The sequence below is a fragment of the Klebsiella sp. JB_Kp042 genome, assembly GCF_040065275.1.
Lineage (GTDB): Bacteria > Pseudomonadota > Gammaproteobacteria > Enterobacterales > Enterobacteriaceae > Klebsiella > Klebsiella quasipneumoniae.
The window spans coordinates 23,041-46,709 of record NZ_JBEAJL010000019.1; the positions used below are offsets into that span (position 1 = coordinate 23,041).

At 63.2% G+C, this 23,669-nt stretch carries 19 protein-coding genes; 9 read left to right on the forward strand and 10 right to left on the reverse strand.

The window, feature by feature from the left end:
* Positions 1-46: 46 nt before the first annotated feature.
* The 6 genes from ABLV54_RS06770 to fepA form a co-directional block, all read right to left on the reverse strand.
* The gene (locus ABLV54_RS06770; RefSeq protein ID WP_004885708.1) at positions 47-1,135 is read right to left on the reverse strand and encodes an ABC transporter permease; all 1,089 of its coding nucleotides are present in this window, start codon (positions 1,133-1,135) and stop codon (positions 47-49) included.
* A gap of 1 nt (position 1,136) precedes the next feature.
* Positions 1,137-2,663, reverse strand: coding sequence for a sugar ABC transporter ATP-binding protein (locus tag ABLV54_RS06775; RefSeq protein ID WP_072096476.1), 1,527 nt, complete (start codon positions 2,661-2,663; stop codon positions 1,137-1,139).
* The gene (locus ABLV54_RS06780; RefSeq protein ID WP_044521536.1) at positions 2,663-3,271 is read right to left on the reverse strand and encodes a DUF2291 family protein; all 609 of its coding nucleotides are present in this window, start codon (positions 3,269-3,271) and stop codon (positions 2,663-2,665) included. Before ABLV54_RS06780 ends, ABLV54_RS06775 begins: the two co-directional genes overlap by 1 nt.
* A 10-nt stretch (positions 3,272-3,281) precedes the next feature.
* Positions 3,282-4,223, reverse strand: coding sequence for a D-ribose ABC transporter substrate-binding protein (locus tag ABLV54_RS06785; protein ID WP_004178959.1), 942 nt, complete (start codon positions 4,221-4,223; stop codon positions 3,282-3,284).
* A 117-nt stretch (positions 4,224-4,340) separates the two neighbouring features.
* Positions 4,341-5,000: an enterobactin synthase subunit EntD gene (entD, locus tag ABLV54_RS06790; RefSeq protein WP_050533009.1), complete on the reverse strand. Its 660-nt coding sequence runs from the start codon at positions 4,998-5,000 to the stop codon at positions 4,341-4,343.
* Between the two features lie 66 nt (positions 5,001-5,066).
* Complete coding sequence (gene fepA, locus ABLV54_RS06795) at positions 5,067-7,295, reverse strand: siderophore enterobactin receptor FepA (RefSeq protein WP_048296999.1); 2,229 nt, start codon at positions 7,293-7,295, stop codon at positions 5,067-5,069.
* Between the two features lie 259 nt (positions 7,296-7,554).
* Here fepA and fes point away from each other — a divergent pair, with 259 nt between their 5' ends.
* The 3 genes from fes to entF are packed head-to-tail and all read left to right on the forward strand — an operon-like array spanning position 7,555 to position 12,886.
* Positions 7,555-8,763 carry an enterochelin esterase gene (gene fes, locus ABLV54_RS06800; protein WP_050533008.1) on the forward strand — a complete coding sequence of 403 codons (1,209 nt, stop codon included), beginning with the start codon at positions 7,555-7,557 and terminating at the stop codon, positions 8,761-8,763.
* 27 nt (positions 8,764-8,790) lie between these two features.
* Positions 8,791-8,994: an MbtH family NRPS accessory protein gene (locus tag ABLV54_RS06805; RefSeq protein WP_032455062.1), complete on the forward strand. Its 204-nt coding sequence runs from the start codon at positions 8,791-8,793 to the stop codon at positions 8,992-8,994.
* A 10-nt stretch (positions 8,995-9,004) separates the two neighbouring features.
* Positions 9,005-12,886: an enterobactin non-ribosomal peptide synthetase EntF gene (entF, locus tag ABLV54_RS06810; RefSeq protein WP_050533007.1), complete on the forward strand. Its 3,882-nt coding sequence runs from the start codon at positions 9,005-9,007 to the stop codon at positions 12,884-12,886.
* Between the two features lie 64 nt (positions 12,887-12,950).
* On the opposite strand, the gene fepC is transcribed toward entF, so the two are convergent.
* Genes fepC through fepD form a run of 3 tightly spaced genes read right to left on the reverse strand, consistent with a single transcriptional unit; the run spans position 12,951 to position 15,738 of the window.
* Complete coding sequence (fepC, locus tag ABLV54_RS06815; RefSeq protein ID WP_050533006.1) at positions 12,951-13,745, reverse strand: iron-enterobactin ABC transporter ATP-binding protein; 795 nt, start codon at positions 13,743-13,745, stop codon at positions 12,951-12,953.
* The gene (fepG, locus tag ABLV54_RS06820) at positions 13,742-14,734 is read right to left on the reverse strand and encodes an iron-enterobactin ABC transporter permease (protein WP_044521544.1); all 993 of its coding nucleotides are present in this window, start codon (positions 14,732-14,734) and stop codon (positions 13,742-13,744) included. Before fepG ends, fepC begins: the two co-directional genes overlap by 4 nt.
* Positions 14,731-15,738 (reverse strand): Fe(3+)-siderophore ABC transporter permease, encoded by a 1,008-nt coding sequence (gene fepD / locus ABLV54_RS06825; RefSeq protein WP_050533005.1) that lies wholly within the window; start codon positions 15,736-15,738, stop codon positions 14,731-14,733. Before fepD ends, fepG begins: the two co-directional genes overlap by 4 nt.
* Positions 15,739-15,850: 112 nt before the next feature.
* On the opposite strand from fepD, the gene entS reads away from it, so the two are divergent.
* The gene (gene entS / locus ABLV54_RS06830; RefSeq protein ID WP_023288782.1) at positions 15,851-17,092 is read left to right on the forward strand and encodes an enterobactin transporter EntS; all 1,242 of its coding nucleotides are present in this window, start codon (positions 15,851-15,853) and stop codon (positions 17,090-17,092) included.
* Between the two features lie 377 nt (positions 17,093-17,469).
* On the opposite strand, the gene fepB is transcribed toward entS, so the two are convergent.
* Positions 17,470-18,429 carry a Fe2+-enterobactin ABC transporter substrate-binding protein gene (gene fepB, locus ABLV54_RS06835; RefSeq protein WP_050533004.1) on the reverse strand — a complete coding sequence of 320 codons (960 nt, stop codon included), beginning with the start codon at positions 18,427-18,429 and terminating at the stop codon, positions 17,470-17,472.
* Between the two features lie 188 nt (positions 18,430-18,617).
* Here fepB and entC point away from each other — a divergent pair, with 188 nt between their 5' ends.
* From entC to entH, 5 genes are read left to right on the forward strand one after another with little or no spacing between them, the layout of a single operon-like run.
* Positions 18,618-19,793 (forward strand): isochorismate synthase EntC, encoded by a 1,176-nt coding sequence (gene entC, locus ABLV54_RS06840; RefSeq protein ID WP_048334357.1) that lies wholly within the window; start codon positions 18,618-18,620, stop codon positions 19,791-19,793.
* A gap of 9 nt (positions 19,794-19,802) precedes the next feature.
* Complete coding sequence (gene entE / locus ABLV54_RS06845) at positions 19,803-21,410, forward strand: (2,3-dihydroxybenzoyl)adenylate synthase EntE (protein WP_050533003.1); 1,608 nt, start codon at positions 19,803-19,805, stop codon at positions 21,408-21,410.
* Between the two features lie 13 nt (positions 21,411-21,423).
* On the forward strand, positions 21,424-22,275 hold the full coding sequence (gene entB / locus ABLV54_RS06850) for an enterobactin biosynthesis bifunctional isochorismatase/aryl carrier protein EntB (RefSeq protein WP_048334361.1): 852 nt from the start codon (positions 21,424-21,426) through the stop codon (positions 22,273-22,275).
* An 8-nt stretch (positions 22,276-22,283) separates the two neighbouring features.
* The gene (gene entA, locus ABLV54_RS06855) at positions 22,284-23,030 is read left to right on the forward strand and encodes a 2,3-dihydro-2,3-dihydroxybenzoate dehydrogenase EntA (RefSeq protein ID WP_087672169.1); all 747 of its coding nucleotides are present in this window, start codon (positions 22,284-22,286) and stop codon (positions 23,028-23,030) included.
* Positions 23,031-23,444 (forward strand): proofreading thioesterase EntH, encoded by a 414-nt coding sequence (entH, locus tag ABLV54_RS06860; protein WP_023288788.1) that lies wholly within the window; start codon positions 23,031-23,033, stop codon positions 23,442-23,444. It abuts the gene before it with no gap.
* Positions 23,445-23,669: the final 225 nt, after the last annotated feature.

The window sequence follows — 23,669 nt, forward strand, 5'->3', positions numbered from 1 at the left end:
GAGTCAGTCTCGCCTCCTGTGGTCTGAGCCACAGGAGGTCTTGCGGTTACTTATTCTCCATGACCGCTTTCTGGGCGACCACCGCCGCCTTCTGCTGCATCCGGTTTTGCATCTGATCGATAATGACCGCCACAATAATCACGATCCCTTTGATGACCATCTGCCAGAACTCGCTCACCCCCATCATCACCAGCCCGTCGGCGAGAAAACCGATGACAAACGCACCAATCAGCGTACCCAGGATGGTTCCCCGGCCGCCGGCCAGTGATGTTCCGCCCAGTACGACGGCGGCGATAGCATTCATCTCAAAAGCGGTACCGTTAGCCGGATGGCTGGCCAGCAGCTGCGCGGAGACCACTATCCCGGCAATGGCGGCGCAAAAACCGGACAGCGTGTAGACCAGCACTTTAATTTGCTTCACTTTCACGCCGGAGAGCTCGGCGGCGCGCTCATTGTCACCGATCGCATAAACATGGCGGCCAAAGGGCAAACGCCGCGCGATATAGGCGATGATCAGCGCCAGCAGGATCATCAGCCAGATGGCCCACGGGATGCCAAAGAGCGCACCTGCGCCAATTTCATCGAAACCCGTGTTGCCCAGCTGCGGATTGCCCGCGAGCCCGGGGAAGGTTTGGCCATCAGAGGTCAGCATCGCGGCTCCGCGGAGCACATACATGGTACCGAGGGTGCAGATAAACGGCGCCACATTGTAGCGGGTAATGATCCAGCCATTAACGGCGCCAATCAGCGCGCCTATCAGCAGCACCAGGGGCACAATGACCCACACGCTTGGAAAAATGGCGATGCCGAACATCGGCAAGACGATCCCTTTGGTGATAAGCCAGCCGGCTATCATTCCGCAGAGACCGAGCGTAGCGCCAATCGAAAGGTCGATACCGGCAGTGATAATGACAAAGGTGATCCCCAACGCCAGAAAGGCGTTAATCGCAATGTGTTTAATCATAATCACCATGCTGCCAGCGGATAAAAAACCGGGCACGGTCATCGTGAAGAAGCCGACAATCAGGAACAGCGCGATAAAGGTGCGCAGTTTTAATAACAACAGCAGGATATTTTCACGGGAGAGAGAGGCTCCGCCGCGCGGCGCCAGTGCGACCGATTGTGTCATTTTCATCTTAGAACCCCTGAGCGCTTGCTGAAACCAGCGCCGACTCTTCGGCCTGGTCACGAACGATATCGGCGGTCAGTTTGCCGCCTGACATCACCAGGATACGGTCAGAGACCGCCATGATTTCTTTTAAATCGGAGGTGGAGAACACCACCGCCATTCCCTGCTGCGACAATTGCACCATCATGCGAAACACATCCCCCTTGGCGCCGATGTCGATTCCGCGCGTAGGCTCGTCAAGAAACAGCACCTTCGGATTGGTTAACAGCGAACGGCCAATAACCACCTTTTGCTGATTGCCGCCGCTGAGCGCCTGGATCTCGACCTCTGGTGATGAGACCTTAATGGAGAGATTGCCAATCGTGCTGGCGACGACGGCCTCTTCCTCTTTATTGGCAATGGTTAACCCGCGCTGAAGACGACGCCACAGGCTGGCAATGGTCAGATTGCTGGCGACTGACGAGATGGGAAAAATCCCGGTCCGCTTACGATCTTCCGGCACCAGACTCATGCCCATGCGGATACGTTCGGCCGTGGTTAACCGCTGGGGAACCGGTTTGCTGTCCAGCCAGATCTTGCCAAAGTAGTGGCGCGCTGTCCCCAGCAGACATTCAAACAGCTCGGTTCGCCCGGCGCCCATCAGACCGTAGATCCCAATAATTTCACCGGCATGTGCTTTAAAACTGACGTTATCCACCACCGTATTGCCCGCGGCATTCACGCAGGTCAGGTTCTCCACTTCCAGCAGTGGGGCGCCGAAGCGGCGATCCGGGGGAAGAAAATGGCTTACCGGATCGCTGCCCAGCATTTCACGGACGATCCATGGCACATCAATTTCACTCACCCTGGCCTCCGCCTGGAATTTGCCGTCACGCAGTATGGTAATGACGTCGCCGATGGCCATCAGCTCCTCCAGACGGTGTGAGATGTAGATAATGGACACCCCCTGACGCGTCAGTTCGCGGATGACCCGAAACAGGATATCCACCTCGGTTTTGCTTAAGGCTGAAGTGGGCTCATCAAGGATCAGAATGTCCGCATTTTCCGCCAGCGCTTTGGCTATTTCGACCAACTGCTGCTGACCGACCTTCAGGTTACCCACCAGCTCCCGCGGCGAGATCGGCTGATCGAGTCGCTGCAACAGCTCCGCGGCTTGTCGTTCCTGCTCTGCTTCGTTAATTGGCGTCAGCCCGCGCTGTAGCTCGCGACCAAGAAAGATATTTTCCGCGACGCTAAGATTTTCAAACAGGTTCAGCTCCTGGTGGACCATACCAATGCCGTGGGCGGCGGCCTCGCGGGTGCTGGAGAAATGGACTATGTTGCCGTTGAGCTCCATTTCACCCAGGCTCGGCTGTTGCACACCGGCGAGAATTTTCATGAGCGTTGATTTACCGGCGCCATTTTCGCCGATGATCACGTTCACTTTGCCGCGCCAGACGTTGTAGTCGACGTTATCCAACGCCACCGTGCCGGGGAACAACATCGAAATACCACGGGTGCGTAAAATGATATCCTCTGCGGGTGAACTGGCCATCAGCGCGCCTCCTGTTTTAGCTGAAGAGCGGCCGCATCCTGCAGACTGCCGTTAATAACCGTGACCGCAAAGAGAATATCGACAGGCTTGCCTGTCCAGCTCGCGTCCACTTTCGGCAACTGTTTAATAGCCTCTCGATTGTAGGCGCGTGAAAGCTGCGCAAACTGCACCTGGTTGGTAAAGTCTTCAAATTTGAAACCGCTGGCATCGCGGATGGCATTGCCTCGCATGACAGGACCTAATTGCACGACCAACGGCTGGCCGTGTAGCGTAAGTTTGAGCTTTTGCTCGCGTGGGTTGCTGACGTCAGTCCCGGTCACCTCGCTGTTCAGGCGGACAAAGACGCTCTGTGGCGTAGCGCCAGACGCCTGGCGCACTTTTTCCAGCGCAGTCGCGTCCAGCGCATGTTGGTTCGCGGCGTCAATCACACGAGATTGCCAGGTTTGTTGCGCGATCTGCTGCGGGGTGAGATGGTCGAAGCTGGGTTTCGCGTTCGGGTCGGCAGGCAGCACTGGCTTGCCATTCTCATCTAAGTCCACCACCGTGCAGGCCGTCAGCAACAGGGCGGCGCAGCCCATCAGCACGGCGCCCCATTGTTTTAACCGCATCATTTCCGCCTTACTCGCTGAGGTTGAACATGTTGAGTTTTTTCGCATTGCCACTATCGATGAGGATGCAGTCCATCAACTGCTTCTCTTCTTTCTGGGCTTTCCCGTTCTTGAGGAAAAAGTCCGCCTGTTCCACGGCCATTTGCGCCTGCTTCCAGCCAGGCTGGAGAACCGTGGCTTTAATGTTGCCCTGCTTGAGTATCGAGTCGCGCGTGTAGTCGCTGCCGTCGAAGCCGACGACAATCACGTCGTTTTTACCTGCGGCTTTCAGCGCCGCTTCCGCCCCCAGCGCCATGGTATCGTTGCCGGAAATCACACCGACGATATCCGGATTCGTCTGCAGAATAGCTTCCATACGGGTAAAGGCTTCCGTCTGGCTCCAGTTCGCCGTCTGCTGGGCGACCATTTTCATTTCCGGATAGTCGTCCAGCACATCGTGATAACCCTGCGAGCGGACGCTGGCGTTGGTGTCGGACTGACGACCTAACAGTTCGACATACTTGCCTTTACCGTTGAGGAGACTGGCGAATTTTTCCGCGCCAAGCTGGGCGCCCTGATAGTTGTTAGAGACGATCTGCGCCACGGCGACGCCGGTTTTATTGATCTCTCTGTCGATTAAAAATGCCGGCACACCTGCCGCTTTTGCTTTTTCCAGCGGGCCGACGGTGGCATCCGCGCCAGCGTTATCCAGGATGATGGCTTTGGCTTTCCGCGCAATAGCCGTTTCAATCAATTGGTTTTGTTTGTTGACGTCATCGTCGTGCGAGGCGACCAGGGTGCTGTAACCCAGCTCTTTCGCTTTCGCCGCTGCGCCGTCAGCCTCGGCTTTAAAGAACGGATTATCATGTGAAGGGGTAATGATTGCGATCAGGCCATTATCGGCGGCGAAAAGTGAGCCAGATGCGGCCATCATGGAGGCAAACAGAACAGACTTTATCAGGGTAGTTTTCATTATTATCTCCGCATTGAATATATATTCAACAATGATTTATTATTCAATGTAACCATAAAGCGGCCAGCCAGAACTGTCTACGGTTTGCACAGGTAATTTCTTAAAAAGCGAAAAGGATCACGCTTCGCGAGGCGGGCAGGTACAGGTAATAACGAAATCGTCTTTTATCAGATAGTTGATTTGCAAGGTGAAATGAGCAAGCTGTACGGAGAAGCTGGCGGTAAAACGTAAATGGATCTGCTGCGCAGTGAGTGCCACAATCCGGGCGCTGTGGAAGCCGGGCAGGGCTAAAGCGTGAGAGGACCAGGCCTTAAACCCACTCTCTTTCGCCGAAAAGGCCAGCGTCAGCGCCAGCGGGAAGGGCAGGCCGCTGTGCAATAGCACCTTTTTTTCCGCCTCGTTGATAATGCTGCTCTCCAGCTCCGCCGCCAGCTGTGGAGTAAACCGGCGCTCGATGTCGACGCCCACCGGCCGGTCGGCGACCACCGCCAGCGCGCGCTGGCCGCAGTGGCTGATACTACCGAACCAGGGCGCGGGCCACAGCGGCTGGCGCCGATCGCCAATCGCGGGAGGCCGTTTTTCTCCCACCTCGCGCAGGGCGTACACCGCGGCGATGCGCCCGGCCAGGTGCTCCGCCTGCCGCTTGCGGCTCCAGCCGCTCAGGCTGGCGTGATAGGGCAACCACAACAGATCGGCAGCCTGAAAAGTCGCCGGGTCGAAGTCGATGTGCTGCAAGCGATAGCCGGCCAGCGGCAGGGTGGAGTGAAGAATGCGCATAAGGCAAGTATACCGCGGTTGTCCCCGCCCTTTATCCTGCAAGGGCGGGGGAGGGAGAACCCGCTATCAGAAGTGGGTGTTGACGCTCATATACCAGGTGCGGCCCGATTCGTTGTAGGTCTCGGCGCCGGCGCCGTACATCGTGCCGGTGGCGCCCCCGGTAGTCTGGGCGTTGCCCGCGCGCCAGTGGCGCTTGTCGAAGACGTTATCCACGCCGCCGGTCAGACTAACGTATTTGGTCACGTCCCAGGTCGCGCTCAGGCCGAGGATGCTGTAGGGGCTGACCTCGTTCTTCTCGCTGCCGGTGACCGGTTGACCCTTATAGTTGTACTTCTTCGGCTCCTGTTTGCCGTACCAGGTAAAGGTCGACTGCAGCGAAACGTCATCGCGTACCTGCCAGCTCAGCGTGGAGTTCAGCGTGTATTCCGGGATAATCGACAGCCGATCGCCGGTCTCTTTATTCTTACTCTGCAGCATGTAGGTGATGTTGTTGGTCCAGTTCACGGTCTCGCTCACCGGGACGTTCAGCGTACCTTCCAGGCCTTCCACCACCGCTTTCGGCACGTTTTCCCACTGGTAGAGATCGGTACCTTTACCGTTTTGATAGACCGGAGCATAGCCTGCTTCAATCTTGTTGCGGTAATCGTTGCGGAACCAGGTCACGCCCGCCAGCCAGCCGTCGCGTTTAAACTCGAGGCCAATCTCTTTGTTGATGCTGGTCTCGGCTTTTAAATCTTCATTCCCCTGCAGATAGCAGCCGTCTTTACTGGCGTAGCAGCCCTGGCCTTTGCTGTAGAGAATGTAGTTCGGGTTGGTCTGATACAGGCTCGGCGCTTTATAGGCGCGGGCGATACCCATCTTCAGCGTGAAGTCGTCCCACAGGCCCTGCGACAGATTGAGGGACGGGCTCCAGTTGTTGCCGACGATGCTGTGATGATCGAAACGCAGCGCCGGGGTCAGCATGGTGGTGTCGGTCAGCTCCATGTTGTTCTCAGCGAACAGGGAGAAGATCTCCGCCTTCGAGTAGGGGCTGCGGCCGGTGCTGTCGTAGCCCGGAATTTCTCCCCCCGACAGCGCCTGGGTGTTGGAGGCCTTATCCTTCATGCGCTGCTGGTTCCACTCGCTGCCCAGCGTCAGGTTCTGATTAACCAGATAGTCGAACGGGATGCTGACTTCGCTGTGCAGCATCACATCCGCCAGATCGATATCCGTGAACTGGTTGCTGTTGAAGATCCCCTCGGTCCCCCCGGCCAGTCCTTCGCCTTTGCGTGAGTTGCGGGTACGTTCGTACTGCGCCCAGTTGCTGGTGGTCACCCCGTTGTCCCAGGCGCCGTTCCAGGTGACCGAGTAGGTGTTGCGGTACAGACGGTTGGTCTCTTTGCCGTAGTTCTCTTTTACCAGGTCGTTGGAGTTGGTGTTCTGGGTGTCGCCTGCGTAGAGGTTGCCCTGGCGGCTGTAGCCGGCCTCAAACTCCAGCGACTGCATCGGGGCGAATTCCCAGCGCACCAGACCATCGATGTTTTTATTTTTTACCCCTTCGCGCCCGGCCGGCAGGGTGTCGGCATAGATCCCGGTACGTTCGGACTGATGGCCCTGGTTGATGTCCCAGGCGTCGGCCTGGGTTTTGTCGAGGTTACCGAACAGGCGGAAGCTGAAATCGCCGCCCAGCGGGCCGCTGAGGCTGAAGTTGGTGCGCTTGGTGGAGCCTTCGTCTTTGTGCTCCGGGGCGTTCATATAGGTGTTCCAGGAGCCGTGCCACTCATCGCCGGTTTTTTTAGTGATGATATTCACCACGCCGCCGGCGGCGCCGTTGCCGTAGCGGGCGGCGGCCGGGCCGCGAATCACTTCGATGCGTTCGATCATCTCCGGCGGCACCCAGCTGGTGTCGCCGCGGGTGTCGCGCTCGCCGCGCCAGCCGAGACGCACGGAGTTGCGGCTGGTGACCGGCTTGCCGTCGATCAGGATCAGGGTGTTTTCCGGGCCCATGCCGCGGATATCAATCTGGCGGTTATTGCCGCGCTGGCCGCTGGTGGAGTTGCCGGTCAGGTTGACCCCCGGCATGGTGCGAATGATCTCCGAGACGTCGCGCGCCGGCGGACGCTTGCGGATCTCATCGGCGGTGATGGTGGAGACGCCCGGCGCCTGCAGGTTCTGCTCGGCGGCGGTGACCACCATGGTCTCTTCCGCGGCGCTGTTTTTATCGTCGGTGGCGGTTTCCGCTGCGCTTAACGGAAAAGCAACCCCGTAAATTCCCAGATTGACCAGCAAGGCCAGGGATTTGATCCTGTTATTCATTGTTATTCCTGCTTTTTTGTCGCCACGTTCCCCAAACGCCCCTTCCCACCGGGAGGGGAGGCGGCATAAATGTTGCCGGAAGAGGGCAAAGGCACTCCGTCGCTAGCTGAATAAGCTCTCTTCGACATGTGTTGTGAAAGACGCGCTTCCCACGGCGCGCTAATACGCTATTGCAAATGCAAATAGTTATCAATAATATTATCAATAAAGAATGACAATTAATTAAAAAAGTCACGCGATACATAGGGTTAATGACTGAATGTTAACGACAGGAAGCGAGGAGTGGTGGCGAACCCAGCAGGGACCGCAGTCCCGGGCGGTGGATGACGCCATCGAGGTGACGTTCTGGTGGCGGGATCCGGCGGGGGATGAAACGCGTTCTCCACGCCGTCGGGTATGGCTCTATATCACCGGCGTGACCGACCACCATCAAAATGCGCGACCGCAATCGCTGCAACGTCTGCCCGGGACCGACGCCTGGTGCTGGCGAACCACGCTGTCGCCGACCTGGCGCGGCAGCTACTGCTTTATTCCCTCCGACCGTGACGATGATTTTTCCCCTGAGGTGTTCAGCGCCGATAAGCCGGACCGCGCGCTGCTGCGCGAAGGCTGGCGCAAACTGCTGCCGCGGGCGATAGCCGATCCGCTGAACCCGCACAGCTGGCGTGGCGGACGCGGCCATGGCGTCTCCGCCCTGGAGATGCCGCAGGCGCCGGCGCAGCCCGGTTGGGATCAGCTTAATGAGGCGCATCCTCCCGCCCGTTGCCTTGAGTGGCGCAGCGCGCGTCTGGGCAACCATCGCCGGGTCTGGATCTACACCCCCGGCGAGGCCGTCGACCCGCAAACGCGGCCCCTGGCGATCCTGCTTGACGGCCAGTTCTGGGCCGAAAGCATGCCGGTGTGGTCGCCGCTGGCCGCGCTGACCCGCGAGGGGAGGCTGCCGCCGGCGGTCTACCTGCTGATCGACGCGATCGACAACCAGCGCCGCGGGGTTGAGCTGCCCTGTCATCGCGATTTCTGGCTGGCGGTGCAGGAGGAGCTCCTGCCGCTGGTCCGCGGTCACGTCCCGTTCAGCGACCGCCCGGAGCGGACGGTGGTGGCCGGGCAAAGCTTCGGCGGCCTGGCGGCAATGTTCGCCGCCCTCAACTGGCCGCAGCGCTTTGGCTGCGTGCTCAGCCAGTCAGGCTCCTACTGGTGGCCGCATCGCGATGGCAGCGGGACGGGCTTTATCGGCGAACGTCTCCGCCAGGGCGAGGCGTCCGCGGCCGGGCTGCGCCTCTGGCTGGAAGCGGGCCAGCGTGAACCGATTATTTTTCGCGCCAACCAGGCGCTGCTGACGCAACTTACCACAACGCAGCAGACGATTTTCTGGCGTCAGGTTGACGGCGGGCATGATGCGCTTTGCTGGCGCGGCGGGCTGACGGCGGGGCTGATCCAGCTCTGGCAGCCTCTGCTGTCGCCCCCTTAGCACAGCGCTTTACGACAGGAGTTTGATATGCAATTCAGTAACCCCTTCGACAATCCGCAAGGGCAGTTTTACATTCTGCGCAATGACCAGCGGCAGTTCAGCCTGTGGCCGGGGCATTGCGCGCTGCCTGCCGGCTGGACGGTGGTGTGCCCTCCGCAGTCGGTCGAGGCGTGCAACGCCTGGCTGGCGGCCAACTGGCCGACACTGACCCCCGCCCATCATGCGGCATAAGGAGCTGACCATGACCACTCGTTTACCGCTGGTTGCCGCGCAGCCGGGGATCTGGATGGCCGAGCGCCTCTCCACTCTGCCTGGCGCCTGGAGCGTGGCCCACTATGTTGAACTGCGCGGCGCGCTCGACCCGGCGCTGCTGGGTAAGGCGATTGTCGCCGGCCTGCAGCAGGCGGATACCCTCAGCCTGCGCTTTGAAGAAGAGGAAGGGGAAGTCTGGCAGTGGCTGGCGGCGGAACGCACCTTTGGCGAACCGCCGATCGTTGACCTGCGTACGGCGCCGGATCCGCACCGCGCCGCCACGGAGCGGATGCAGGCGGATCTGGCGCAGGATCTGCGCGTCGACGGCGGCAACCCGCTGGTGTGCCATCAGCTGCTGCGCGTCGGCGACGACCACTGGTACTGGTATCAGCGCTATCACCACTTGCTGGTGGATGGCTTCAGTTTCCCGGCAATTACCCGACAGATCGCCGCCATTTACCGCGCCTGGCAGCGTGGAGAAGCCACCCCGGAATCGCCTTTCACCCCCTTTGCCGAAGTGGTGGACGAGTACCAGCGCTACGCCGGCAGCGAGGCCTGGCAGCGGGATAAAGCCTTCTGGCAGGCCCAGCGCCAGGCGTTACCGGCTCCCGCCTCGCTCTCTGCCGCTCCGCTGGGCGGGCGCGCCGCCGGGAGCGATATCTGGCGGATGAAGCTGGCGATGAACGCCGACGCCTTCCGCCGCCTGGCCGGCCATGCGCCGCAGTGTCAGCCCGCTGACCTGGCGCTGGCGCTCACCACGCTGTGGCTGGGCCGCTTGTGCAACCGGATGGACTACGCGGCGGGCTTTATCTTTATGCGCCGGATGGGCTCAGCGGCGCTGACCTCGACGGGGCCGGTGCTCAATGTCCTGCCTCTGGCGGTGCATATTGACGCCCAGGAGACGCTGGCGGATCTGGCGATGCGCCTCGCCGCGCAGCTGAAAAAGATGCGCCGCCATCAGCGCTATGACGCCGAGCAGATCGTCCGCGACAGCGGCAAAGCGGCCGGGGACGAACCGCTGTTCGGCCCGGTGCTGAACGTCAAAGTCTTTGATTACCAGGTGGATATCGACGGCGTCGAGGCGGTGACCCACACCCTCGCCACCGGCCCGGTCAACGATCTCGAGCTGGCGCTGTTCCCGGATGAGACCGGCGGGCTGTCGCTGGAGATCCTCGCTAACAAGGCCCGGTACGATGAAGCCGAGCTGCGTCGCCACATGGCGCGACTGACCGCGCTGCTGGCGCAGTTTGCCGCCGATCCGACGCTACGCTGCGGCGAAGCGGAGATGCTCTCCGCCGACGAGCAGGCCCGGCTGGCGGCGGTCAACGATACCGCTATGCCGCTGCCCGCCACCACCCTCAGCGCGCTGGTGGCCGACCAGGCGCGGAAGACCCCGGATGCTCCGGCGCTGGCGGATGCTAACTGGCAGTTCAGCTATCGTGAGATGCGTCAGCAGGTGGTGGCGCTCGCGCAGCTGCTGCGTCAGCGCGGCGTGAAGCCGGGCGACAGCGTGGCGGTGGCCCTGCCGCGCTCGGTGTTCCTGACCCTGGCGCTGCACGGCATTGTCGAAGCGGGAGCCGTCTGGCTGCCGCTGGACACTGGCTACCCGGACGACCGCCTGCGGATGATGCTGGAAGACGCCCGGCCGTCGCTGCTGATCGCCACGGAGGATCAGCTGGCCCGCTTCAGCGATATCCCCGGGCTGGAGAGCCTCTGCTACCAGCAGCCGCTGGCCGTTGCGGATGACGCGCCGCTGGCGCTGTCAAAACCGGAGCATACCGCCTATATCATCTTTACCTCTGGCTCCACCGGGCGGCCAAAAGGGGTGATGGTCGGCCAGACCGCCATCGTCAACCGCCTGCTGTGGATGCAGGATCGTTATCCGTTATCTGCCGACGACGTGGTGGCGCAGAAAACGCCGTGCAGTTTTGACGTTTCGGTGTGGGAGTTCTGGTGGCCGTTTATCGCCGGCGCGCAGCTGGTGATGGCCGAGCCGGAGGCGCACCGCGACCCGCAGGCGATGCAGCAGTTCTTCGCCCACTACGGCGTGACCACCACCCACTTTGTGCCGTCGATGCTGGCGGCGTTTGTCGCCTCGCTGGATGCCGACAGCGTGGCCGCCTGCCGCACGCTGCGGCGGGTATTCTGCAGCGGCGAAGCGCTGCCGACGGAATTGTGCCGCGAATGGGAGCGCTTGACCGGCGCGCCGCTGCATAACCTGTACGGCCCGACGGAAGCGGCGGTGGACGTCAGCTGGTATCCGGCCTGCGGGCCTGAGCTGGCGGCGGTGACCGGCAGCAGCGTGCCGATTGGCTGGCCGGTATGGAACACCGGGCTGCGCATTCTCGATGCCGCGATGCGCCCGGTGCCGCCGGGGGTGGCCGGGGATCTCTATCTCACCGGCATTCAGCTGGCGCAGGGCTATCTGGGGCGTCCGGACCTCACCGCCAGCCGCTTTATCGCCGACCCGTTTGCCCCCGGCGAGCGGATGTATCGCACCGGCGACGTGGCGCGCTGGCTGGCGAACGGCGCGGTGGAGTATCTTGGCCGCAGCGACGATCAGCTGAAGATCCGCGGGCAGCGCATCGAGCTTGGCGAGATTGACCGGGTGATGTCGGCCCTGCCGGACGTGGCGCAGGCGGTGAGTCATGCCTGCGTCTTCAACCAGGCGGCGGCGACCGGCGGCGATGCCCGGCAGCTGGTGGGCTATCTGGTCTCTGACTCCGGCCTGCCGCTGGATACCGCGGCGCTGAAAGCGCGGCTGGCGGAACAGCTGCCGCCGCATATGGTCCCGGTGGTGCTGATGCAGCTCCCCGACCTGCCGCTCAGCGCCAATGGCAAACTGGACCGCAAAGCGCTGCCGCTGCCGACCCTCGGCGGCGAGCGCAGCGGCCGGCCGCCGGAGCCCGGGATGGAAACCGTTGTCGCCGCCGCCTTCAGTCAGCTGCTGGGCTGCGAGGTGAATGATATCGACGCTGATTTCTTCGCCCTCGGCGGCCATTCGCTGCTGGCGATGCGCCTGGCGGCGCAGCTCAGCCGCCAGCTGGCGCGGCAGGTGACCCCGGGGCAGGTGATGGTGGCCTCGACGGTGGGCAAACTGAGCGCGCTGCTGGCCGCCGATCTCAGCGATGAGCAGGCTCAGCGCCTGGGGCTGGATGCGCTTCTGCCGCTGCGCGAGAGCGACAGCCCAACGCTGTTCTGTTTCCATCCGGCCTCCGGCTTCGCCTGGCAGTTCAGCGTGCTCGCGCGCTATCTCAGCCCGCGCTGGTCGATTACCGGTATTCAGTCGCCGCGCCCGCAGGGGCCGATGGCCGGCGCCGCCAGCCTCGACGAGGTGTGCGAGCATCATCTGCAAACGCTGTTGGCGCAGCAGCCGCACGGTCCTTATTATCTGTTCGGTTATTCGCTCGGCGGCACCTTAGCCCAGGGCATTGCCGCCCGCTTGCGCCAGCGCGGCGAAGCAGTGGCCTTCCTCGGCCTGCTGGATACCTGGCCGCCGGAGACGCAAAACTGGGCGGAGAAAGAGGCGAACGGGCTGGATCCGGCGGTGCTGGCGGAAATTGCCCGCGAGCGCGAAGCGTTCCTCGCCGCCCAGCAGGGGCAAGCCTCCGGCGAGCTGTTCAGCGCCATCGAAGGCAACTATGCCGACGCGGTGCGGCTGTTAACCACCGCGCACAGCGCGAAGTTTGACGGCAAGGCAACGCTGTTCGTGGCGGAGAAGACGCGGCAGGCGGAGATGGATCCGCAGGTCGTATGGGGCCCGTGGGTAGGCGAGCTGGAGGTGTTCAGCCAGAACTGCGCCCACGTCGACATTATCTCCCCGCAGGCCTTTGAAGCCATCGGCCCGGTGGTCAGGGAGATTCTGGGATAACGGTTGAGTTCGGGCTACAGCAGGTAGCCCGGCTCAGCGTCGCGCAAGCCGGGGAAAGGGGAAATTACCGGCGGCCCAGCGGCACCACCAGCGGCGTATGCGCCACCGGATCCTCAATGATCGTGCAGCGCAGACCGTAAATCCGTTCAATCAGATCCGCCGTGACGATCTCCTTCGGCGCCCCCTCGGCGACGATCTTACCGTCGCGCAGGGCGATCAGGTGGGTGGCGTAGCGGCAGGCCTGGTTCAGATCGTGCAGCACCGCCGCCAGGGTATAGCCCTTCTCGCGATTCAGCTCGCTCAACAGCTCCAGCAGGTCGATCTGATGGCTGATGTCAAGCCAGGTGGTCGGCTCATCCAGCAGCATAATCGCCGTCTCCTGGGCCAGCACCATCGCAATCCACGCCCGCTGCCGCTGGCCGCCGGAAAGCGTATCGACGCTCTGCAGCGCCAGATCGCTGATCCCGGTGGCCCGCATCGCATTATTCACCGCCGCTTCATCTTCTTTGCGCCAGCGGGTGAACAGCGGCTGGTGCGGGTAGCGCCCGCGGGCCACCAGCTCCTGCACCGTAATATCGCCAGGGGTGGTGGCATTTTGCGCCAGCAAGCCGATGCGGCGGGCGACCTCTTTACTGGCGTACTGCTGGATCTGTGCGCCGTCGAGCCAGACATGGCCGCTGGTCGGCGTCATCAGACGGCTGAGGGTGCGCAGCAGCGTCGACTTGCCGCAGCCGTTGGGGCCGATAATGGCGGTGAAGTGGCCGTCAGGGATGGTCACGTTCAGCGACTCGGCGATGGTCTTGTTCCCGTAGGCCAGGGTTAACTGCTCGCCGCGCAAACGGGAGGGGACAGCACTCATTTTTTGCGGGACTCCTGAATCAACAATGCAATAAGGTAAATACCGCCGAGGCTGACGGTTAGTACGCCCACCGGCAGCTGCCAGGGCATAAACAGCCGCTGGGCGCCGTAATCGGCCAGTGCCAGCAGTAGCGCGCCGCACAGGGCCGACTGGGTCAATCCCCAGCGGGCCGTGCCGCTCAGGCGGCGGGCGATGTGCGGCGCCACCAGCGCGATAAATGAGATGGGCCCGGCCAGCGCCGTCGAGGCGGCGGTGAGCACCACCGCCACCAGCATCAGCAGCAGGCGCGAACGCTCAACCTGCACGCCCAGCGCGCAGGCGGTATCGTCGCCCATCTCCAGCAGCCGCATCCGACGAACCAGCAGGGCGCTGCCCACCAGCATCAGCAGGATCAGCGGCGCCGACGGCCAGGTTTTACCCCAGGTCAGGCCGTTAAGCGATCCGGCGTTCCACAGGCCCGCAGAAAGGGCGGTCTCCAGCGAGGCGCGCAGCAGCAGCCAGGTGTTGAAGGCCACCAGCATGGCGCGTACGCCGATGCCGATAATAATCAGGCGAAAGGTCTCGATCCCGTTGCGCCAGGCCAGCAGCCAGACCACCAGCGAGGTGAGTACCCCGCCGGCCATCGCCGCCAGGGCAATCGCCGTCAGGTTCTGGCCGAAGAGAACCATCGCCACCAGCACGCCGCTCCAGGCGCCGGTGTTAAAGCCCATCACGTCCGGGCTGCCGAGCGGGTTACGGGTCAGCGACTGGAAAATGGCGCCGCTGACGCCGAGCGCGGCGCCGATGAGCAGCGCCATTAACACCCGCGGCAGCCGCCATTCGTTCACTACCATCGCGACGTTGCGCGGCGCGTCGCCGAACAGGGCGGAGAAGACCTGGTCAATCGTTAGCGGCACCGGGCCTTGCGCCAGCCCGAGCAGGGAAATCAACAGGCTGGCGGCCAACAGCAGCAGACAGCTGGCTATCAGGCGGCGGGACGGGGCAATCACAGGCCACCTCCGCGCGGCTGGCGCCGCACCAGCCAGATCAGCACCGGCGCGCCGAGAAAGGCGCTCACCACCGATACCCGCAGTTCGCCGGGCACCAGCAGGCGGCCAATCACGTCGGCAAACAGCAGCAGGGCCGGGGTGGCCAGCAGGGTGACCGGCAGCGACCAGCGATGATCGGCCCCCACCAGCCAGCGGGCCATATGCGGCATCATCAGGCCGATAAAGGCGATCGGCCCGACGACGGCGGTAGCGCTGCCGCACAGGACGGTAATCACAATCAGGCCGATCAGCTGGGTGCGGGCGACGCGGCTGCCGAGGGCGGTGGCGGTATCGTTGCCGAGGCTCAGGCTGTTAAGCGCCCGACTCAGCAGCAGGGCGGCGATCCCCGCCATCGCCACCGGCAGCAGGACAATTTTCAGCGTCTGCAGGGTGCGGATATCCAGCGAACCGGCCTGCCAGAAGCGCAGCTGATCGTAGACGTCCGGGTCGAGCAGGGCGATGCCGTTGGACAGCCCCTCGAGCACCGCCGCGAGCGCGACCCCGGCGAGGGTGAGGCGCACCGGGCTCAGCTGGCCGCCGCCCTGACTGCCGGTGAAGGCCACCAGCAGCGAGGCGCAGAGCGCGCCGCAAAACGCCAGCAGCAGCTGTTCCTGCGGGGAGGTGATCCCGAACAGCGCCGCGCCGAGGACGATGGCGAAGCTGGCGCCGGAGTTGACCCCCAGCAGGCCGGGGTCGGCCAGCGGGTTACGGGTGAGCGTTTGCATCAGCGCGCCGGCGAGGCCGAGGGCGACGCCGGCCAGCAGACCGGCCAGGGTGCGCGGCAGGCGCGCGTCCAGCACGATGGTGCAGTCGGCGCTTTGACAGGTTCCGCTAAAGGCGTTGAATACCGTGCCGATCGGCAACGATTTGGCGCCGATGGTCAGGCTAAGCGCGGCGGCTAAGGCGAGTAACAGCAACAATCCGGGCACGGCGACAGAGCGTACCGCGGTCGTAGAAAACGACATAACTGACATCCCTGATATGATAATGATAGTAATTATCGTTATCGATTTTATTCAGCTATGGTAGCATGACCCACAGTAAAAAGGGTATTAAAAATAACGACAAGGCGCTGTAATGAACCGACAATCCTGGCTGCTCAACCTCAGCCTGCTGAAAACTCACCCGGCGTTTCGCGCCGTTTTTATCGCTCGCTTTATCTCTATTCTGTCGCTTGGCCTGCTGGGCGTGGCCATCCCGGTGCAGATCCAGATGATGACCCATTCGACCTGGCAGGTCGGGTTGTCGGTGACCTTGACCGGCGCGTCGATGTTTATTGGCCTGATGGTGGGGGGCGTACTGGCCGACCGCTATGAGCGCAAACGCCTGATCCTGCTGGCGCGCGGCACCTGCGGCGTGGGCTTTGTCGGCCTGTGTCTGAACGCCCTGCTGCCGGAGCCGTCGCTGGCGGCGATCTACCTGCTGGGGATCTGGGATGGGTTCTTCGCCTCGTTGGGGGTGACCGCGCTGCTGGCGGCGACGCCGGCGCTGGTGGGGCGGGAAAATCTGATGCAGGCCGGGGCCATCACTATGCTCACGGTGCGTCTGGGCTCGGTGATTTCGCCGATGATCGGCGGCCTGCTGCTGGCCTCCGGCGGCGTGGCCTGGAATTTCGGCCTGGCGGCGGCGGGGACCTTTATCACCACCTTAACCCTGCTGCGTCTGCCACAGCTGCCGCCGCCTCCGCAGCCGCGCGAGCATCCGCTGCGTGCCCTGCTGGCGGGGCTGACCTTCCTCTGCCAGAGTCCGCTTATCGGCGGGATTGCGCTGCTCGGCGGCCTGCTGACCATGGCCAGCGCGGTGCGGGTCCTCTATCCGGCGCTGGCCGGGAGCTGGCAGATGTCGGCAGGGCAGATTGGCCTGCTGTACGCCGCGATTCCGCTCGGCGCGGCGCTGGGGGCGTTGACCAGCGGCCAGCTGGCCCAGACCGTGCGGCCGGGCGCGCTGATGCTGGCGACGACGGTGTGCTCCTTTGTCGCCATTGCGCTGTTCAGCCTGATGCCGCACTGGGCGTTGGGCGCGCTGTGCCTGGCGCTGTTTGGCTGGCTGAGCGCTATTAGCTCGCTGCTGCAGTACACCCTGATCCAGACCCAGACGCCGGAACATATGCTCGGGCGAATTAACGGTCTGTGGACCGCGCAGAACGTTACCGGCGACGCCATCGGCGCGGCGCTGCTCGGCGGGTTAGGGGCGGTGATGACGCCGGTCGCTTCCGCCAGCGCCAGCGGCTGGGCGCTGGCCCTCGTCGGCGTGCTGCTGGTGGGGCTGCTACGCGAGCTGCGCCGTTTCCAGCGCCCGGAAATAGTCAACGAAAGCTGAGTACGGTGCGATTGCCCGGTGGCGGCTACGCCTTACCGGGCCTACGGTACTGGGGCCTCGGGCGTTGTAGGCCGGGCAAGCGCCGCGCCGCCCGGCAAGGTGTTCCGACCGCGTACCCGTCCTGATGCCCGGTGGCGGCTACGCCTTACCGGGCCGAAGGTCTGGCCTGGAGGGCGCAAGCATTGTAGGCCGGTGCAAGCGTAGCGCCGCCCGGCAAAAGAGTTCAGGCCGCGTACCCGTCCTGATGCCCGGTGGCGGCTACGCCTTACCGGGCCTGGGGTACGGCAGGCTGGTGCAAGCTCAGTAGGCCGGTGCAAGCGTAGCGCCGCCCGGCAAAGCGTTCAGGCCGCGTACCCGTCCCGATGGCACAGCCCGCGTTAGCCGAACAGGCTGGAGAGACGCTGGAGCACCAGCAGGGCGCTGTAGTAGTCAAGACGGAAGGTCTCGGTGCCCAGCGGGTAAACGCGTTTGCCTTCGACCGCCGGGAGATGCGCCAGCAGCGGGTTGGCGTAAATGGCATCGACATCTTTCTGGTCGCCGGCGAACAGGAACAGGCTCTGGCCGTTCAGACCGGCGGCCAGGTTCTCCCCGCCCAGCTGCACGATATCGTGGCGTTTGCCTTGACTATGGCTGGCGGGCAGGCCGCCCGGCAGCGTCGCCAGGCTAAAGCCCAGCTGTTCGAGCATCTGCCCCTGGGCCGATTCCGGCGTCCAGATATTGGCGCTGTGCGCGGCGGCGGTATAGACGAGGGCGGTGACCGGCTGCGGCGGCAGCTTCATTTTTTCTTTTAACGAAACGAGCTGTTTATTGAAGTCGGCGATGCGCGCGCTGGCCTGCTGCTCATGGCCGGTGACCTGCCCCAACTGGGTAAGCAGCGTTTGCCAGCTTTTATCGTCATAGTTGATGACCAGCGTCGGGGCGATCGTTTTGAGCTGATCGTACAGCGGCAGGGCGGAGTCGCCGCCGGTGGCGCTCACCAGGATCAGATCCGGCATCTGGGCGGCCACCGCTTCCGCGCTCGGTTCGCCGATGTACAGCCGCGCCAGCTTGCGGGCTTTGGCGACCTCACTCCACTGGCGCAGAAAGCCCTGGCTATCGGCCACGCGATTGTTCGGGGTGGTGGCGCCGCTGGCGACCACCGGGGCGTCGATCGCCAGCAGCGAGCCGGTGAGGGTCACGCTGGTGGAGACAATGCGCAGCGGCTGGCTCGGCAGGGTGTGCGTCCCGTAGCTGTCGGTGACCTGGCGCGGCCAGTCCGCCGCCTGGGCTGAGGTAATTCCTAAAAACAACAGCATCCCGGCCAGCGCGCCGCGGCGGTAAAAAGAAGAGAAGTTCACGTCATCGCATCCTGATTCGAAGGGTAATAAATGCGTCTCATTTTCAACTTTGCGCCGACAGGATGCAAGCCAAAGTGGCGGCGCGATGACGTAACGCGGTTGACATGACGGGCAATACCTTTTAGGTTAGCCAACCAAAATACAAATGATAATTATTCGTAATATATTTATCGTTTTTGGAGGATGATATGGAAACGTCACTGGCTGAGGATGTACAGAAATCTACCCGGACCTTATCGCCGGACAGCTTCTTCTTTATGTCGCCGTACCGCAGTTTTAGCACCTCAGGCTGCTTCCGCCGCTTCTCAGCGCCCGCCGACGGCGGCGATGCGCTGAATGGCGAGTTCCAGCAGCAGATGGCCGCCGCCTTTGCCGAGGCCCGGGCGGCGGGGATCCGCAAGCCGGTGATGGTTGGGGCCATCCCGTTCGACACCTGTCAGCCTTCCGAGCTCTATATCCCGGAGCGCTGGGAAGCGTTCTCGCGCCCGGAAAAACAGCGTTCCGCCCGCTATGCCGCGCCGCTGGAGGCGATGGAGGTGGTGGAGCGCCGGGAGATCCCGGAACAGGATGCGTTTTTAGCCATGGTGGAACGCGCCGCCGCGCTGACCGCCACGCCGGAAGTGGACAAAGTGGTGCTATCACGACTTATCGATATCACCACCCGCGATCCTGTCGATAGCGGCGCCCTGATGGAGCGACTGATCGCCCAGAACCCCGCCAGCTTCAACTTCCATGTGCCGCTCTCCGACGGCGGCGTGCTGCTGGGCGCCAGCCCGGAGCTGCTGCTGCGTAAAGAAGGACCGCACTTCAGCTCGCTGCCGCTGGCCGGCTCCGCCCGCCGCCAGCCGGACGATGTGCTGGACCGCGAAGCGGGCAACAGGTTGCTGGCGTCCGGCAAAGATCGCCACGAGCACGAACTGGTGACCCAGGCGATGAAGAGCGTGCTGGGCCCGCGCAGCAGCCAGCTGTCGCTGCCGGCATCGCCGCAGCTGATCACCACCCCGACGCTCTGGCATCTGGCGACGCCGATCGAGGGCACGGCGCTGGCGGAAGAAAACGCCATGTCGCTGGCCTGCCTGCTGCACCCGACTCCGGCGCTGAGCGGCTTCCCGCACCAGGCGGCGAAGCGCCTGATTGCCGACCTGGAACCCTTCGACCGCCAGCTGTTCGGCGGCATCGTCGGCTGGTGTGACGATGAAGGCAACGGCGAATGGGTGGTGACCATCCGCTGCGCGCGTCTGCAGCAGCGTACGCTGCGCCTGTTTGCCGGCGCGGGCATCGTTCCGGCCTCCTCGCCGCTGGGCGAATGGCGCGAAACCGGCGTCAAACTGACCACCATGCTTAACGTATTTGGCTTGAATTAAGAGGCAAGGATGATTGCATTTACCCGTTGGCCGGATGAGTTCGCGGCCCGCTATCGCCAAAAAGGCTACTGGCAGGATCTGCCATTAACCAATCTGATCACCCGTCACGCGGAAAACGACGCCGTGGCGATTATCGATGGCGATCGACACATTAGCTACCGCCAGTTTAACCAGCGGGTGGACAACCTTGCCTGCTCTCTGCAGCGTCAGGGACTGAAGCGCGGGGAAACCGCGCTGGTGCAGCTGGGCAACGTCGCCGAGTTTTACATCACCTTCTTCGCGCTGCTGCGTATCGGCGTCGCGCCGGTGAACGCGTTGTTCAGCCACCAGCGCAGCGAGCTTAACGCCTACGCCGCGCAGATTAAACCGGCGCTGCTGATCGCCGACCGCGAGCACGCGCTCTTTGCCGACGATAGCTTTCTTCACGCGTTTATCGCTGAACATCCTTCCCTGTGCGTGGCGCTGCTGCGTAACGACGGCGGCGAGCGCGATCTGGCGACGGAGATTAACCGCCCGGCGGATAACTTTATCGCTAACCCAACCCCTGCCGACGAAGTGGCCTTTTTCCAGCTCTCCGGCGGCAGCACCGGGACACCGAAGCTGATCCCGCGTACCCATAACGATTACGACTACAGTATCCGCCGCAGCAACGAGATCTGCGGGATTAACGCTGAGACGCGCTACCTCAACGCGCTGCCGGCGGCGCATAACTATGCGATGAGCTCCCCGGGGTCGCTGGGCGTTTTCCTCGCCGGCGGGCGGGTGATCCTCGCCGCCGACCCCAGCGCCACCCTCTGTTTCCCGCTGATTGAAAAACATCAGATCAACGTCGCCTCGCTGGTGCCGCCGGCGGTCAGCCTGTGGCTGCAGGCGATCCATGAATGGGGCGGCAATGCCCAGCTGCAGTCGCTGCAACTGCTGCAGGTCGGCGGCGCGCGCCTGTCGGCGACCCTTGCCGCGCGCATCCCGGCGGAAATTGGCTGCCAGCTGCAGCAGGTGTTCGGCATGGCGGAGGGGCTGGTGAATTACACCCGCCTTAACGACAGCCCTGAGCGGATCATTCATACCCAGGGCTGCCCGATGTGCCCGGACGATGAAGTGTGGGTGGCGGATGCCGACGGCAACCCGCTGCCGCGCGGCGAAGTGGGCCGCCTGATGACCCGCGGGCCGTACACCTTCCGCGGCTACTACAACAGCCCGCAGCATAACGCGGAAGCTTTTGACGCCGACGGGTTTTACTGTTCCGGCGATCTGATATCGATCGATGAAGACGGGTATATCACCGTCCAGGGCCGGGAAAAAGACCAGATCAACCGCGGCGGCGAGAAGATCGCCGCCGAAGAGATCGAAAACCTGCTGCTGCGCCATGAGGCGGTGATCCACGCCGCGCTGGTCAGCATTGAGGACAACCTGCTGGGCGAGAAGAGCTGCGCTTACCTGGTGGCGACCTCGCCGCTGCGCGCCGTCGCGGTGCGCCGCTTCCTGCGCGAGCAGGGGGTGGCTGAATTTAAACTGCCGGACCGCGTGGAGTGCGTTGCCGCGCTGCCGCTGACGCCGGTGGGCAAAGTCGATAAGAAACAATTACGTCAGTGGCTGGCCGAAGGCAAGCTGGGCTGAAGGAGAACAGAAAATGGCAATCCCTAAATTACAGGCTTACGCGCTGCCGGAAGCCAGCGATATCCCGGCGAACAAAGTCAGCTGGGCCTTTGAGCCCTCCCGCGCCGCGCTGCTGATCCACGATATGCAGGAGTATTTCCTCAATTTCTGGGGCGAAAACAGCGCGATGATGGAGAAAGTGGTGGCCAATATCGCCGCCCTGCGCGACTTCTGCAAACAGAACGGCATTCCGGTGTACTACACCGCCCAGCCGAAAGAGCAGAGCGATGAAGATCGCGCGCTGCTGAATGATATGTGGGGGCCGGGGCTGACCCGTTCGCCGGAGCAGCAGCAGGTGATTGCCGCCCTGGCGCCGGATGAAGACGACACCGTGCTGGTGAAATGGCGCTACAGCGCGTTTCATCGCTCGCCGTTGGAGGCGATGCTGAAGGAAAGCGGCCGCGACCAGCTGATCATCACCGGCGTGTATGCCCATATCGGCTGCATGACCACCGCCACCGACGCCTTTATGCGCGATATCAAACCGTTCTTTGTCGCCGACGCGCTGGCGGACTTCAGCCGCGAAGAGCACCTGATGGCGCTGAAATACGTCGCCGGCCGCTCCGGCCGCGTGGTGATGACCGAAGCGCTGTTGCCGCTGCCGGCCTCCAAAGCGGCGCTGCGCGCGCTGATCCTGCCGCTGCTCGATGAATCCGACGAACCGCTGGATGATGAAAACCTGATCGACTACGGTCTGGATTCGGTGCGGATGATGGCCCTGGCCGCCCGCTGGCGCAAAGTTCACGGCGATATCGACTTCGTGATGCTGGCGAAAAACCCGACCATCGACGCCTGGTGGGCGCTGCTTTCCCGCGAGGTGCGATAATGGCGGCGCTGGATTTTCGCGGCCAGACCGTGTGGGTGACCGGCGCAGGTAAAGGGATCGGTTATGCCACCGCGCTGGCTTTTGTGGAGGCCGGCGCCAACGTCACCGGTTTCGACCTCGCCTTTGACGGCGAACGCTACCCGTTTGCGACCGAAACGCTGGACGTCGCCGATGCCGACCGGGTGCGCGAGGTGTGCAGCCGCCTGTTGGCGAACACCGAGCGGTTAGACGTGCTGGTGAACGCCGCCGGGATCCTGCGCATGGGCGCCACCGACCAGCTAAGCGCGGAAGACTGGCAGCAGACCTTCGCGGTCAACGTCGGCGGGGCGTTCAACCTGTTTCAGCAGACGATGGCCCAGTTCCGTCGCCAGCGGGGCGGGGCCATCGTCACCGTCGCCTCCGATGCCGCGCACACGCCGCGCATCGGCATGAGCGCCTATGGCGCCTCGAAGGCGGCGCTGAAAAGCCTGGCGCTGACCGTCGGCCTTGAGCTGGCGGGCAGCGGGGTGCGCTGTAATCTGGTCTCGCCGGGCTCTACCGATACCGATATGCAGCGCACGCTGTGGGTCAGCGACGATGCGGAGCAGCAGCGGATCCGCGGTTTCGGCGAGCAGTTTAAGCTCGGTATCCCGCTGGGTAAGATTGCCCGCCCGCAGGAGATTGCGAATACAATTCTGTTCCTCGCCTCTGCTCATGCCAGCCATATCACCCTGCAGGATATCGTGGTGGACGGCGGCTCGACGCTGGGGGCGTAAATGGCCTGGAAACGAGCGCTCACGCTGGCGGCGCTGAACGCCAGCAGCGAAAACACCCTGGTGGCGCATCTGGGGATCGTCTACACCCGGCTGGAGGCGGGGCTGCTGGAGGCGGAGATGCCGGTGGATGCCCGCACCCATCAGCCGTTTGGCCTGCTGCACGGCGGCGCTTCAGCGGCGCTGGCGGAGACGCTGGGGTCGATGGCCGGCTGGCTGATGACCGACGAGGGGCAGTGCGTGGTCGGCACCGAGCTGAACGCCACCCATCACCGGGCGGTCTCCAGCGGGAAAGTGCGCGGCGAGTGCCGCCCGCTGCATCTTGGCCGGCAGAGCCAGAGCTGGGAGATTGTGGTGTATGACGAGAAGGGGCGGCGCTGCTGCACCTGTCGTCTGGGCACCGCGGTGCTGGGCTAAGTAGCCACGCTTTCCCCGGCTTGCGTTGCGCTGAGCCGGGCTACGTATCGGCGCAATGGGTAGCCCGGATAAGGCGCAGCGCGCCGCCATCCGGGAATCTCCCTGCTCGCGCTGCGCTTAGCAGGGCTACGGTTTCTGGGCCAGGAAGCCGCTGTTTCCCCAGCTTGCGCTGCGCTGAGCCGGGCTACGTATCGGCGCAATGGGTAGCCCGGATAAGGCGCAGCG

Bases quoted from the DNA above. Each gene is read 5' to 3' on its own strand.
- ABLV54_RS06770 (WP_004885708.1), bottom strand. From the start codon at position 1,135: ATGAAAATGACACAATCGGTCGCACTGGCGCCGCGCGGCGGAGCCTCT.
- ABLV54_RS06775 (WP_072096476.1), bottom strand. From the start codon at position 2,663: ATGGCCAGTTCACCCGCAGAGGATATCATTTTACGCACCCGTGGTATT.
- ABLV54_RS06780 (WP_044521536.1), bottom strand. From the start codon at position 3,271: ATGCGGTTAAAACAATGGGGCGCCGTGCTGATGGGCTGCGCCGCCCTG.
- ABLV54_RS06785 (WP_004178959.1), bottom strand. From the start codon at position 4,223: ATGAAAACTACCCTGATAAAGTCTGTTCTGTTTGCCTCCATGATGGCC.
- entD (WP_050533009.1), bottom strand. From the start codon at position 5,000: ATGCGCATTCTTCACTCCACCCTGCCGCTGGCCGGCTATCGCTTGCAG.
- fepA (WP_048296999.1), bottom strand. From the start codon at position 7,295: ATGAATAACAGGATCAAATCCCTGGCCTTGCTGGTCAATCTGGGAATT.
- fes (WP_050533008.1), top strand. From the start codon at position 7,555: ATGTTAACGACAGGAAGCGAGGAGTGGTGGCGAACCCAGCAGGGACCG.
- ABLV54_RS06805 (WP_032455062.1), top strand. From the start codon at position 8,791: ATGCAATTCAGTAACCCCTTCGACAATCCGCAAGGGCAGTTTTACATT.
- entF (WP_050533007.1), top strand. From the start codon at position 9,005: ATGACCACTCGTTTACCGCTGGTTGCCGCGCAGCCGGGGATCTGGATG.
- fepC (WP_050533006.1), bottom strand. From the start codon at position 13,745: ATGAGTGCTGTCCCCTCCCGTTTGCGCGGCGAGCAGTTAACCCTGGCC.
- fepD (WP_050533005.1), bottom strand. From the start codon at position 15,738: ATGTCGTTTTCTACGACCGCGGTACGCTCTGTCGCCGTGCCCGGATTG.
- entS (WP_023288782.1), top strand. From the start codon at position 15,851: ATGAACCGACAATCCTGGCTGCTCAACCTCAGCCTGCTGAAAACTCAC.
- entC (WP_048334357.1), top strand. From the start codon at position 18,618: ATGGAAACGTCACTGGCTGAGGATGTACAGAAATCTACCCGGACCTTA.
- entE (WP_050533003.1), top strand. From the start codon at position 19,803: ATGATTGCATTTACCCGTTGGCCGGATGAGTTCGCGGCCCGCTATCGC.
- entB (WP_048334361.1), top strand. From the start codon at position 21,424: ATGGCAATCCCTAAATTACAGGCTTACGCGCTGCCGGAAGCCAGCGAT.
- entH (WP_023288788.1), top strand. From the start codon at position 23,031: ATGGCCTGGAAACGAGCGCTCACGCTGGCGGCGCTGAACGCCAGCAGC.